This is a genomic window from Helicobacter bilis ATCC 51630 (genome assembly GCF_000686565.1).
GTDB classification, from domain to species: domain Bacteria; phylum Campylobacterota; class Campylobacteria; order Campylobacterales; family Helicobacteraceae; genus Helicobacter_A; species Helicobacter_A bilis.
In genome coordinates this window covers 1-13,353 of record NZ_JMKW01000055.1, presented here as the reverse complement: position 1 = coordinate 13,353, position 13,353 = coordinate 1, and the positions used below count along the sequence as shown (strand labels likewise).

Here is a 13,353-nt window from a genome sequence, read left to right as displayed (position 1 = left end):
AAAGCAAGTTTTGTAGAATAATTATAAATTTTCAAGCATTGTCCCAAGCTTGTTTATATGCAAAGATTTGTTATAGTTTTGTCTTGCTCATAAGCCACTTTAATATTTTGGATATATTCTAAAATTTCTAAGTTTTTAATGCTAAATTTTCTTTATACTTCCACATATCTTTATTTGTTGTTTATGCCCTCATATGTATTTTTTGAATGTCTCTAAAAAAGTTATACAAAACAACACACAAAGCATTGCTGCATATTAAAATATGCTTTATATGTTAATAAAGCATATAAAACCGCATACTTATTTTAAAATACCACCGGCACACATAATGCAAAACATGATGTATGATTTAATATGCTTCTTAATTTTATGTGATATGCAATACATACAATAAGCAACTTTTATAAAAGCTTTCAAATACAATGTAGAATATAGTAACTATCGCATATAGTTTTAATATAATTTATCATTATAATAATACATATTATTATTCATAATGTACATAATTCCACCTATTAATGATATTAATTATTATAATATGAGGTTAAAATGAGATTATATACATTTGCGTTTTTTGCAACATTGCATTTGAGTTATGCTTTAGCTTATCCATTACTGGATAGCAATACAACTCAAGAAGAAATCAAAGGCGATATAAAAACACATACACTGCAATCTGTCGTTACAACTGCCACAGGCAAAGAGCATTTACAAAAAAGATGCACCAGCTTCAATTACCATAATCACACAAGAAGAGATAGAATCTAAACCGCACAAAGATTTGGCAGAAGTGTTATCAGGCATACCCGGTATTGATATTGGAGGGGGTATGGGTAGAAGTGGCAATGCAGAGATATCTGTGCGAGGTATGCCTAGCGATTATACATTAGTGCTTATAGATGGCAAAAGACAAAGTGTAAGCAGGGCAATAAACACTTTCAATAATGGTTATCAGCAAATCGATAATGGTTTTTTGCCGCCATTAAATGCGATTGAAAGAATCGAGATTATAAGGGGACCATTAAGCACCTTGTATGGCAGTGATGCAATGGGTGGAGTTATAAATATTATCACAAAAAGGCATATCAACAAATATGGACTGAATTTAAATATTGAGACAATACAAAATGAGCATAGGTATTTTGGAGGGCATTATGTTGCTAATATGTTTGGTGTTATTCCCATTATTAAAGATGTATTGGGGATACAATTGCGTAGTCGCTTTTATTATCATAGTCCATCAAGCATAATGCTATCAGGTCCAATACAAACAACAACAGGCGACAACAATAATAATAAGAATTACACATTAGGACAAATTGTTACAAGCACGTCAGATGGTGGGATAGGAAACACAACAGAGGGGTTAATCTTTGATATTGGTGGACGGATTTTATGGAATCTAGATTCACAAAATCACATTTACTTTGATACACAATTCGCAAAACAATTATATGATAACAGCAAAGAGCAGTGGGGACCACATACAAGTGTAGTAAGCGATTATATCATCATGCGTAATAATTCAATATTAGCCCATGAGGGAAAATACCATAATTGGAGTATGCAAAACTCCATACAACTCAACCAAGCATACAATGATGGCAGACTGAATTCACTCACAACACCACCAACACCAAGGGATATTCAGGGTAGAGATGTGATATTAGAATCTAGGGCATTTATGGATTTGGCATTTAACAACACATTGAGTGTTGGTATGCAATATTGGTATGCGTATATGCAGGATTTAATCGGCAATCCTAGCACATTTTCACAACATACCATATCTTTGTTTGCCGAAAATGAATGGGAGGCAAGGGATAATCTAAAGCTTACTTTCACCTTGCGTGAAGACTATAACTCTCGCTTTTCCTTTCATACTACGCCAAAAGCCTATATAGTATATGAGCCACTGCAAGATTGGCTTACGATAAAATGGGGGATAGCATCAGGTTATAAAGCACCCTATCTTAATGAACTAGTAGATGGAGCAATAGGACTTGGCAATCAAGGCAGCAGGGTAACAATTGGCAATCCAAACCTAAAACCAGAAACAAGCCTTAGTCAAGAGCTAACTCTATTGAGCGACAATGATTATGTGGAAATGGGAGCCACATATTTTTACACATTCTTTTGGGATAAGATTACAAATGTAAGCTATACAAAAGATAGCCAGATATGCACTCATGCGTATAGTAATGCATGTGCTAGACGAGAAAATGTTGATAAAAGTAGTATTCAGGGTTTAGAGTTATTTTTAAGTATGAAGCCTATTTACAACATTGCTTTTGACATGAACTATACCTTTACTCATAGTAATCAATTAAGTGGTAGTATGCAAGGATATCCTTTGGAAAACACGCTAACACACCTTTTTCATTCAAAACTAAGTTGGGATTATAAAAACCTGCATGTATATATGAGGACAGAGGCACAAGCAGGGAGATTTCGCGGGTTAGATCCTAGCAAAAACCCTGTGCGTTATTCCATATTGGGCAACTACTATAAACCCTTTTTTCTCATGCACTTGGGAGGACTTTATAGATTCAATAAGAATCTAAAAGTTGGCTTTGCCATTTATAATCTTTTTGATATAAATTTTATAGATTTTAGACATGCTGATTTTTATCCAAACGCTTCGACAAAAAAGGGGTTACTCTACTTTTTCAACATGTATAGTGTCATTCAAGAAGGCAGAAGATATTATGCCAGTCTAAACATTGACTTTTAACTAGACTTACATAAGGATGCGATTGCGTGGGTTAGAAATCTGCGAAACAAGGTTATATTTATAAATCTATTTAGAATCTGCTTTAGACTAAATTCAACTCAAAACATTTTTTTAGCTCAAGTTAAACCTAGGCAAAGCATCTTGTGCTTCTCCCAAGCCATTTGCTTTCTCATACACAATGCGTGTAATAGGATAGGCGATATGGATATCATCTTCATTTAAAAATTTTTCTACTATTTCTTGAGCTATTACACTTTTTAGTTTCAGTGTGCCATAAGCATAGTTTTGAAACCATACAGAAATATCCATGCCATTTTCTTTGACAAAGTTAAATACGCGTGGATCGACATTTAGGGCAGAGTGAGCTAGGGCGAATCTATCTCGCATTCTTTGCATTTGACTTCTTGTTTGTTCTGTATAGAGCTTTGCATGTGTGCTTGCAACTTCAAGGGCTATCTTTTTTGCCTTTGTGATATTAGAATCAAAAGTGATACACACAGACACACTATCCCATATATTTTTCAAATCCCCATAAGTGTAATTTGAGATTAGGTTTGTAAAAATGTAGTTATTTGGGATAAAGATAAGTCGTCCTGCACGATGATTTTCCCTATATGAAGTCTGCGTAATATCATCATAGATTGTAATGCGAAGCATAGATATATCTAGCACATCGCCGATGAATACTTCATTTTCTTTCTTTACTCTGATTCTATCGCCAACATGTATGCTACCGCCAACCACAATCACAAGCCAGCCAAGTGTGCTCATAAACATATCTTTCATAGCGATAGCCACACCAGCTGATGCAAAACCTACCATTGCCACCGCATAAGTCGCATTATCAATGTATGCAAATAGCAAAATAAGAAAAATAATCGTAATGTTAAAGACATTTATAACCTTGCTTGTAGTATATGCCCTTTCGTGATGTTCTATATAGCGTTTTGCGATGAGTTTTAGGAAAAAGGCTATAACTATGCTAAGTAAGATTCCAATGCCAATGTAGATGAGTTTTAGAATCTGATTTTTGATTTGATATTCTAGGTTTGCTTCGATTTCATCGGCGTCTTTGTTGAATACATCTATTGTTGTTTCAAGGATATTTCTCGCACTCTGCAACTCGAGATTCTGTTCTTGTGTGATTGCTAGTGCGTCTTTATAGGGCTTTTTTTCTGTATTGCTTATTTTTGTGTTTTGTGTGATTTCATTTAGGATTGTGCTTTTTTTGTCTATTATGGTGAGTAATTTATCTAAATCTTGCTGATTGTGTTGCATATTTGCCTTTATGCTTGATATGTGTTTAATGTAGGAGAATGCGCTAAAGATTTCAAATGGATTTGTAAGTGTTGGTGCGGCTTCAAGCATGGGTTTATCAAGTAATTCGCCAAAGGGCTTTGTGCGATATTGCTCTAAGAGATTTTGCTGCTTTTTTAGTGTAACTAGTCTATGTGTCTTTTGTGCTTCAAGTGGGGCTAATAGGGCTTCTTTCTCAAGATCTGTTATTTCATTTGAAATGTCGTGATAGCTTTTAAAATTTTCATATCTTTTCAGCCATATACTCTCTGTTTTATGCAATGCCATATCAAGCTGTTTTAACTGCTCTATGTAAGATTGTAATGTGGTATTTTTTGTTGCTACAAAATTTTTAGATTCAATAGAATCTTGTGTTGGTATGGAATCTGCCTGCGTCGCAAAAGCATTTATACCACACAAGATAAAAAATATAAAATACACAATCTTTGTGTTATGCAAACTCATGCAATACCTCATAGAGAATCTGTTTATCTATATCATTATGAATATCTGCTTTGATTACTTCCTTTGATTCAAGTAAAACAAAATGGAGTTTAGAATCAAGACTTTTTTTATCATAGAAAAACGCATTATAAAAAGTATCTATATCTTTTATTTTATACTGCGTGGGTAGTCCCACTCTTTTAAGTAAATCATGGATAAAATCGCTAATCTCACTTGATAATATACCAAGCTTAACTGAAAGCCTATTTGCCATGACAATCCCCATGCTAACCGCCTCGCCATGCAAAAACTCACTATATTCACTCTCTAACTCTATGGCATGACCAAAAGTGTGCCCATAATTTAGCAACGCCCTTAATCCATGCTTCTCTTTTTCATCTTGTGTTACAACACTAGCTTTTAACTCTATGCTTCTTTGGATATAAAACTCAATATCACGCATATTGAAATCTTGCAATAAAGCATACTCAAAACACGCAAAAATCTTTATAATCTCTGCTACACCCGCTAAAAACTCTCTCTCTGGCAGTGTGCGTAAAAATATAGTATCAACAAATACTTGTTTTGGCTGATGAAATAAGCCGATTAAGTTTTTACCATATTTATTATTTACTCCACATTTACCACCCACACTTGCATCAACCATAGCAAGCAAAGTAGTAGGAATGCTAATAAAATCAATCCCTCTTTGAAATATCCCACTAGCAAAGCCCACCATATCTGTAATCACACCACCACCAAGTGCTATCATTAAAGCATTTCTATGCAGTTTATGCGAAAAAGCAGATTCTAGAATCTTATCTATTGTTTGCATATTCTTATGTGTCTCACCATCATCAATAATACAAACATTCACACTTTTAGCTTTTATGATGGATAACACATATTCTAAATACAGATGCTCTAAATTTTTTGAAGTGATAAGAAGTATATTTTTATCTTCAAATTTTAATGATGATATTTTGCCTATTGTAACCGGATATTTTTGTGATCCCGTATCTACTATAATGTTTTTTTTCATAGGTATTGCATTAACCTCCGCATATCATTGTGAAGAATAGTTTTGTCTTATATTGTAGCTTAAAATAAAATGATAGTGTTTAAAAATTATCCTTATGATGATATTTTGTTACGATTTTATACATTATGTGAATTTTGTTTTATAGCTGTGCGTTATGCCCCATAAAGTTATGGAATCTAGTGTTAAATCATTAAGTTTTGATATAATGCTAAGTTTTAGATTCTATTAAAGGATAAATATGGAGATTGTATCGCATTTTTCCCAACTCATCTATCAAGAAAAGATTCCAAACAATCTAGCAGATACACTAAAAAATCTAATAGACACACAAAAAGATACCCTACTCTCTCTACCACCAAAACTTCAAGCCCTAATCCTATCAACACATAGCACAAATATCAATCTCTATGAAAAAAGCGAGACTTTCCAATCCATTTACACACAATGTATGCCACAATATAAACTCGATATAGAATCTATAAAGTTACTGCAATACGCACTTTTAAGCGTTGTAAATGCAGCGGAGTTAAAGCATTTAAAAGCACATATCCTGCGACTCAATGCAGCAGAATTAATCACAAATCAACACGCAAGAAGCCTTGCAAACTTTTGCACACAAAGTGCATTCCAAGCACAGCAGGTAAAAGAAGAACACAAGATTCTAAACCTTAAAACATTATCTATTGAACTCTCACAGATTCTAAAACGACTGCATGAGTTAAAACTCCATGATAAATACTACAATACCCTAAATACAATCTATACAAACGCACAAAATCATAAATTCTCAATAGGCATCACAGGCGTATTAAGTGCTGGTAAAAGCACATTTCTAAACGCCTTATTAGGCAAAGAAATACTAGGCAGCTCGACAATCCCAGAGACAGCAAATCTAACGATTCTAAAATACAGAGATACAGAATCTGCAGAAGTGTTTTTCTGGAATACAAATGAATGGGAAGAGCTTAAAAAAGCAGGGCAGTATGATAAAAGTTTGCAAAGCTTTGTAGTAGAGAGCGAGGGAATCTTTGGCGATAGACTAAAAAACTACATAGCAGATACTACAAAGAGTGAAAGCATAACACTTGATAAACTAAGCACTTACACTTCCGCAAATCATGAAAGCAAGCTATGCAATCTAGTGAAAGAAGTAGCCCTTTTTACCCCGCTAAAATTCTTGCAAAATGGCGTTGAAATCGTGGATACACCCGGGCTTGATGACCCTATCACAAAGCGAGAGGAGATTACAAAAGACTATATCACACAATGTGATTTACTTATCCATGTGATGAATGCAAGTTGCGTAGCAACTCAAATTGACATTGACTTCATCTTAGAATCTCTTTTAGGGCAAAATATCTCAAGGCTACTTATCGTGCTAACAAGGATTGATCTAATCGGTGAAAAAGAGTTAGCCCAATCACTTGAATACACAAAGACAAGCTTAGCCACTCAACTCAAAAAAGCAGAATATAGCGGCGATATAGATTCTATAATTGAGCGAATTGACTTTATCCCTGTTGCAAGTTTCTTAGCACTTCTGCATAAGACAAATAGGGAAGAAGAGGCTTTAAGGCAAGGCTTTTCACTGGAAAAAACGGGGATTTTAGCTGTTGAAGAGTATCTAGACAAAATGCTACTTGGTGAGAATAGTATGAAGCAAAAAGATATTTTATACCTTGCTTATCGTGGCTTTTTAAAGACAATAGAGCAATGCAGGGAAGAAATGCGTATGGAATCTAGCCTTTTAAATGCCTCTGAAAATGAGCTAGAAGAGATGATTGCAAATCTAAAAAATGAGCAAAACAAGCTATCTTTGCAGCTAGATTCTAAAAAGCAAGAGTTAAAAACAAAACAAGATGAAATGCAAGAGTTTCTAAGCGTATTGCAAAATAGCATGCAAAAAAGCTTAAAAAGAGAGCAAGAAAGACTACAAACTAGAATCTTTGATGAAGCGACATATAGCTATACAAAAGGCACACAGGTAGATTCTAAGCGGATAGAAGAGATTCTAGAATCAGGGCTTAGCGATTGTTTTAGCGATGTAAGCAGGGATTTTAAATATAAACTTGCTAAAAAAATCACTCAAATATTGCTTGATGAAAATAATGACATAAAGCAGCCAAAAGTTAGCTTTCACGCACCAAAGGAGCAAATCGCAAAAAGTGTTGCAACGCTAAAAGATTCTATCCCTAAAGCTATTAGTAGCTGTGGTAAGGGAAAAGAAAATGAACTCTCAATTAAATTGCAAGAGATTTTTACTGAATCTTTTAAGCTTTTCACACAAATCCTTATGGAAAAAAATAAAGAAGTAGAAACAAAATTTTTAGAATATTTTTCACAGATACTGCAAGCCCAAGAAGAGATTGTAAAAACACAAATCACAGAAAAAGATTCTATATTGCAAGACACATTAGAAAAAAGAAAGCAAAACTACACACAAGAAATGCGAGATGCTATGCAGACAAAGCAAACAGAACTCACGCATATCGCAGAAGAGCTTGCCTATATCACACAAGCGTTGAAATAGTCATTAAGGTAAGTTTAGAATCTTTAGGATATTGTATTAAAGCCACAAGGATTCTAAGCTATATGAAGCGAAGATGAATATCTAACTTGGATTTGTGGAACAAGGCTTCGTCTGCCACAATTTCTATATTCTAGATTCTGCGTTGGCTCTTTGGTGTTTTTAGTGGATTTTCCCATCAAATATGCTTTTATAACGCGATTCCTTGCGTATTTATTGCTTGGCTGTTTGCATTCTTTACTGAAATACACGAGATTTTCACTCATGCTTTTGACAACTTTATTTATAGCTTATGGGTATATATAGTTTAAACATGCTAATTGTTTGGAAGAAAATCATCAAGTGTATGAATGAGTGTATATTCACCCTTATCTAATTCCGCTGAATTTTCATGCTTTTTATCCCTGCATAGCAAATATCGCTTTGTTATACCTGCATTTTTAGCTGCCATAATATCAGTTAATCTATCACCAACAAGACAAGATTTACTAAGGTCTAAATCTAAATCATTCATGGCTTGTATAATCATGCCACTTGCTGGTTTTCGCCTTATCGTATCATGTAGTAGCGGACAAAAATAGATTCTATCAAAGCGAAAGCCTAGTCGCTCTTGCATGTAATCTTGCATATAAGAGCTTAATGATAAAAAGTCCTTGATAGTGTAGTAACCCCTTTCAATTCCCGATTGATTTGTAACTACAACGAGCTTATACCCTTGCTTTTTAAAATGTGTAACACAAGGAAAGAAATCATCATAGAATCTAAAATCTTCCTTTTTATACACATAAGATAAATCCACATTAATCACACCATCCCTATCAAAAAATACTGCTTTATTTTTTGCCATAACTTGCTCCATAATGACTATATTTTAGAATCTAAAGACAGAATTTATAGCCTATGCCCCACACGGATTGAATGAATTTTGGCTCTTTAGCAGAATCGCCAAGCTTATTGCGTAAGTTCCTAATATGTGTATCAATACTGCGTAATCCCGTGTCATCATGGATCGCATTAATAGTGTGTGCTATCCTCTCTCTGCTTACAGGTTGTAAGCGATTATCCACCAAAAAAAGTAAAATATCAAACTCTGTATTTGTAAGCTCAATATCTTCATTATAAAGTTTTATTGTGCGTCTTTTTGCATCAATATTTAACGCACCAAAAACCCTTTTTCGTGGCTCAATCCTTCGCAATAAAGCCTTTATCCTTGCGATTAACTCGACTGCTTCATAAGGCTTTGTCATGTAGTCATCTATGCCAAGCTCAAACGCACGGATTTTATCGCTTATATGTGTAAGTTTTGATGAAATGATAATGGGTATTTGCGTATGGCTCCTAATCTTTCCGCATAACTCAAAGCCATCAATCTCGTGGTCTAAAAGCTCTAAAATCACCGCATCAATATCATCTTGTGCGATTTTTTCTAGAATCATAGAAACATCACTCAAGCATAATGTCTCAAAACCAGCTTGGCAGAGACTGCTATGCAAGGACTCTTGGAGATCTATATCATTATCTATAATAAGGACTTTTGGCATTTCTGTTCCTTATAGAATATAGCTTGATAAAATGTGTATTTTGCTTATCCCACATTGTAACAAATACAAACCATACGCTATACAATCTAATACAACAACAAGCTAAAATAAATTCGTATTATAATGTTTTCCAGCATAAAAGTCTATAAAAAAGCAAGATATGCAATATATTTTTAACAAAAACTTGACATTTTGTTATATTTCATACACAAAGACTTGCAATATAAGTGCTAACAAGATGGGTGGTAAGAATAAATGGTGCTTTTATTCGACTTGCTTACGCTGAAAATGATAGGTTTAGAATCTAGAGTTATTAATTTATCACTAACTATACATAGTTGCGAGATTTTCATATAAAGTATTTATATTTTGTGTTTGTGCGTTATATATCCAATGTTTATCAAAAAATGTTTTTTTGCCTGAATTGCCATTTATATCTAATAAATAGAATTTATTATCTTTTTGTCTTTGATTTTGCATTTGCCTTTCTAAATCATCTGGGATATATCCAAATCCACCATCAGAAATAACGATTAAATCAGATTTTTTTAAAGTCATCTTGCTGCATTGTTTTAAGCCCCTCTTTTAAGGCTGGGGCTACATCAGTGCCACCACCAAAGCTCATCTCTAAAAACTGCATAAGCTTTGCCATGCCGCCCTTGCCACTTAGCTCCATAGTCTCTATGCCTATGGAAAAGTTGATAAGATAGCAAGCCCTTTTTTGTGTATTTGCCTTTGTTGCTAGAAAGAGTGTTAGGGCTTTTGCGATATATTCTGGATTACCCATCATACTGCCGCTTGTATCTACACAGACTATTATCGCACCTTCGTTTTTCTCTCTTTTCTTTTGCTTTTTTGTTTCTATCTCTTTTTCTATTTCTTCTTGTGCTTCTTGTGTGATAGAGTGATAGCCTTGCTTTTCAAAGCAAAAAAGGCGGTTTTGAATGTATTTTAAATCAAATAGTAACTCTAAGCTTTCATCTTCTAGCATTGCTAATTCTTGTGGTAAAAGATTCTCTAAATCTCTGCCTAAAGTTACCCCGCATATCTCTTCTTTATATCGTTTTGTGGGGATTATTTGCGTATAGGAATAGCTTTTTAACTCTTTTATTTTTTGTATTTCACTTTCTTCCTCTTCTTTTTCTAGTCTGCCTAAAAGCTCGGCTATTTCTTTTAAGGCTTTGCTATTTTGTATGGTGTTAAAATATTGCTTGATTGTATTTATATCTATGCGATTTCTTATACCAGCACCATTGTCAGTGCCTTTGCCTCCGGGCATCTCTATTCTCTGTCCTTTTAGCTTATTTTGATAAGATTCATCGCCTAGATGGCTTACATCTAAGCCCTGCTTCATCTCATCCAATACTCCACTAAATAGCTCTCCAGCACCACCCAAATTGTTTAAAAACTCTTTTGTTTCAAGTAAAGATTCTAAATAGTCTGTTAGCCTTTGTTTATAATCTCTTGTTTGTTTTAGCTTTTCTTGGTCTATATATTCGTTTTTCTTAGATTTTAGCATTTGCTCCCAAGCGTTTAGGGCATATTGTCGTTTATCAGTAAGGGTTATATCCTTTTGTTCTTGTTTATTGAGTAGTGAATCTAGCGTGCCTTTATGCTTTTTATTGTAAGTGTCAAACTCTTTTATATCATCTTTTAGTGTTTCAATATCTTGCGTGGGTGTGAGCTTTCGCCTATGGTGTGCTACCTCTTCTTTTTTAAAAGGATGGGAATCTTGCAGGGAATCTTGCTGGGCTTGATACTCTTCATGGGCTTTTGCTAAATGCTCTTGCACTTCTTTATCTTGCAATAACTCTTCATAGCGTAAATTATTCTGTATATCTTGTGGTATGTGCTGCATAATGTGCCTTTTATTTCACCTTAAGAATATAATAATTATCTATACCATTGCGGGTATGATCTCATAGAAGTATTGTAAAACATATGATCCATATTCTTCACATTACTTACATCCCAATTATTTAATGACTGATTAAAAGATTTTGCCGTGTTAAACATACTTCGCATATTTTCCACATTACTTACATCCCAGTCATCTAGTGGTTGATTGAAAGAAATTGCATGCTCAAACATACTTCGCATATTAATTACATTGCTTACATCCCAAGATTCTATACCGCTAAAGTCCGTTCGCTTTGAGTTTTGAAACAGTTCGCTCATATCTATAATCTCACTTGTATCAATATCACCTAAATAGATACTTTCATCTTTCACAAGTTCTTCCAATTCTTCTTTTGTTGTTGGCTTTATTTTATCTTGCTTTTTCTTTGCTTCATTACTCTTTTTTGTCTCGCCATACTTTGGCGGTATGGGTGTAGGTTGATTCTGTATAATATATTTTAATTGCTCTACTGCTATGCTTAGCTGTCTTAGCTCTACTTGTGTCTGTGTAATATCATGCAAAGCACTACAATAGTCATTAGTAGTTAAAAATGGATTTGCTATTTTATTTCGTGTGGTTTCAAAAATTTCTTGTAATTTGATTTTACAAGTATTAATATATTGCATAATATCATTACATACTTTGGTGTATAAATCTTTTGTTGTTGGATTCATTTGTTTTGGTTTGCCATGCTGATAAAACTCTGCAATCGTTGCATCATAATGCTTACTATACTCTTCTTTCAAGCTTGATATATCAAATTTAGCATTTTGCATACTGCTTTGTAATGCTTTAGCAATAATCTTATTCACTACTTCTTTTTGTGCTTCATCACTCCATAGGCAATGTGCTAAAAGCATAATATCAATAGGCTGGACCTCATCTCTATCACTTAGTGCTGCCGCTGTCTTTAAAAGCTCTGCCATAGCCCTCCAGCGTCTATCGGATACATAAATGCCATTATGTGAGATTGGCTCTTGTGTAGATTCTATACTTTGGTTTTTAGAATCCTGTCGAGATTCTATTTGACTAGATTCTGTATTGTCTTGCGCTAGATTTCTTAAGCGCAATGATTTATTATAAGATTCTATACTTGCTTTAAGGAAGTGCATGGCTTCTTTTGCTTCTTGTGAGAATTTTATCTTTTTTGCTTTTTGCGTGATGTCTTGTAATTCTTGTGTGGTGATGGGATTTGTAACTTCTATTTCTACAATATCTTCATCTAGCAGGGCTTCAAAGCTAGACTTTTGCTCTATAGGCAATACGCTTAAGCGGATAACAAGCCTATCATATAAGGCTTCTAGCCCTTGATTTTGCATAGGGAATTCATTACTCGCACATACTAGCCCTTTTAATGGGACTTTTATATCTGTATTGCCATCGCGATAGATCTTTTCATTAATGATTGTTAAAAGTGTGTTTAGTATTGCTGGAGAGCTTTTCCATATCTCATCTAAAAACGCAAAATGTGCTGTGGGTAGATAGCCTTGTGTGCTTCGTGTAAGGCGATTTTTCTTTAACTCTGCTATGTCGATTGGACCAAAGATTTCTTCTGGTGTGCTGAAGCGATTCATTAAATAAGCAAAGAAAGTGTTAGAATCTGCTTTTTTAGAATCTAAATTTTTAAAATTATTCGTGCTTATATAGCCTTCATCATTACTTGGGCTTTTGTTTTGATTTTTAGTTTCCATATCAAAGGCTAATGCCACTCGCCTTGCAATAAGACTCTTTGCTGTGCCGGGCGGTCCATACAAAAAGGCTGATTTACCACTTAGAAATGAAAGCAATACAAGCTTTATAGCTTGGTCTTTTTCATACACACCTTGATTTAACTCTTTTATAATGGATTCTATACGATTTTTGTAGCTC

The 13,353-nt window shown here is 34.2% G+C and carries 11 protein-coding genes; 3 read left to right on the top strand and 8 right to left on the bottom strand.

Annotated features, from left to right (window positions below):
* The first annotated feature begins 549 nt into the window (after nt 1–549).
* Nucleotides 550–768, top strand: a complete 219-nt coding sequence (locus T368_RS0109460; RefSeq protein ID WP_004085922.1) for a hypothetical protein — start codon at nt 550–552, stop codon at nt 766–768.
* Complete coding sequence (locus T368_RS0109455) at nt 665–2,734, top strand: TonB-dependent receptor domain-containing protein (RefSeq protein ID WP_307804803.1); 2,070 nt, start codon at nt 665–667, stop codon at nt 2,732–2,734. The genes T368_RS0109460 and T368_RS0109455 overlap by 104 nt, the downstream gene beginning before the upstream one ends.
* A 111-nt stretch (nt 2,735–2,845) precedes the next feature.
* Here the strand turns inward: T368_RS0109455 and T368_RS0109450 are convergent, their stop codons facing one another.
* Nucleotides 2,846–4,495, bottom strand: a complete 1,650-nt coding sequence (locus T368_RS0109450) for a mechanosensitive ion channel domain-containing protein (protein WP_004085920.1) — start codon at nt 4,493–4,495, stop codon at nt 2,846–2,848.
* Nucleotides 4,482–5,516: a 3-dehydroquinate synthase gene (gene aroB, locus T368_RS0109445; protein WP_004085919.1), complete on the bottom strand. Its 1,035-nt coding sequence runs from the start codon at nt 5,514–5,516 to the stop codon at nt 4,482–4,484. Before aroB ends, T368_RS0109450 begins: the two co-directional genes overlap by 14 nt.
* Nucleotides 5,517–5,754: 238 nt before the next feature.
* Here aroB and T368_RS0109440 point away from each other — a divergent pair, with 238 nt between their 5' ends.
* Nucleotides 5,755–8,046, top strand: coding sequence for a dynamin family protein (locus tag T368_RS0109440; protein ID WP_004085918.1), 2,292 nt, complete (start codon nt 5,755–5,757; stop codon nt 8,044–8,046).
* A 53-nt stretch (nt 8,047–8,099) separates the two neighbouring features.
* Here the strand turns inward: T368_RS0109440 and T368_RS15625 are convergent, their stop codons facing one another.
* The 6 genes from T368_RS15625 to T368_RS15020 form a co-directional block, all read right to left on the bottom strand.
* On the bottom strand, nt 8,100–8,309 hold the full coding sequence (locus tag T368_RS15625) for a hypothetical protein (RefSeq protein ID WP_138160848.1): 210 nt from the start codon (nt 8,307–8,309) through the stop codon (nt 8,100–8,102).
* A 50-nt stretch (nt 8,310–8,359) separates the two neighbouring features.
* A complete protein-coding gene (locus T368_RS0109435; RefSeq protein WP_004085917.1) occupies nt 8,360–8,890 on the bottom strand; it encodes a D-glycero-alpha-D-manno-heptose-1,7-bisphosphate 7-phosphatase in 531 nt (176 codons plus the stop codon).
* Nucleotides 8,891–8,921: 31 nt separating this feature from the next.
* Nucleotides 8,922–9,584, bottom strand: coding sequence for a response regulator transcription factor (locus T368_RS0109430; protein ID WP_004085916.1), 663 nt, complete (start codon nt 9,582–9,584; stop codon nt 8,922–8,924).
* A gap of 324 nt (nt 9,585–9,908) precedes the next feature.
* A complete protein-coding gene (locus T368_RS16805) occupies nt 9,909–10,142 on the bottom strand; it encodes a vWA domain-containing protein (RefSeq protein WP_004085914.1) in 234 nt (77 codons plus the stop codon).
* The gene (locus T368_RS16360) at nt 10,123–11,442 is read right to left on the bottom strand and encodes a vWA domain-containing protein (RefSeq protein ID WP_004085912.1); all 1,320 of its coding nucleotides are present in this window, start codon (nt 11,440–11,442) and stop codon (nt 10,123–10,125) included. Before T368_RS16360 ends, T368_RS16805 begins: the two co-directional genes overlap by 20 nt.
* A 35-nt stretch (nt 11,443–11,477) precedes the next feature.
* On the bottom strand, nt 11,478–13,353 hold a 1,876-nt coding region (locus tag T368_RS15020; RefSeq protein WP_248646240.1), incomplete at its 5' end, for a BspA family leucine-rich repeat surface protein.

Excerpts from the sequence above, each read along its gene's own strand:
- T368_RS0109460 (WP_004085922.1), top strand. The coding sequence starts at position 550 with ATGAGATTATATACATTTGCGTTTTTTGCAACATTGCATTTGAGTTAT.
- T368_RS0109450 (WP_004085920.1), bottom strand. The coding sequence starts at position 4,495 with ATGAGTTTGCATAACACAAAGATTGTGTATTTTATATTTTTTATCTTG.
- aroB (WP_004085919.1), bottom strand. The coding sequence starts at position 5,516 with ATGAAAAAAAACATTATAGTAGATACGGGATCACAAAAATATCCGGTT.
- T368_RS0109440 (WP_004085918.1), top strand. The coding sequence starts at position 5,755 with ATGGAGATTGTATCGCATTTTTCCCAACTCATCTATCAAGAAAAGATT.
- T368_RS15625 (WP_138160848.1), bottom strand. The coding sequence starts at position 8,309 with ATGAGTGAAAATCTCGTGTATTTCAGTAAAGAATGCAAACAGCCAAGC.
- T368_RS0109435 (WP_004085917.1), bottom strand. The coding sequence starts at position 8,890 with ATGGCAAAAAATAAAGCAGTATTTTTTGATAGGGATGGTGTGATTAAT.
- T368_RS0109430 (WP_004085916.1), bottom strand. The coding sequence starts at position 9,584 with ATGCCAAAAGTCCTTATTATAGATAATGATATAGATCTCCAAGAGTCC.
- T368_RS16805 (WP_004085914.1), bottom strand. The coding sequence starts at position 10,142 with ATGACTTTAAAAAAATCTGATTTAATCGTTATTTCTGATGGTGGATTT.
- T368_RS16360 (WP_004085912.1), bottom strand. The coding sequence starts at position 11,442 with ATGCAGCACATACCACAAGATATACAGAATAATTTACGCTATGAAGAG.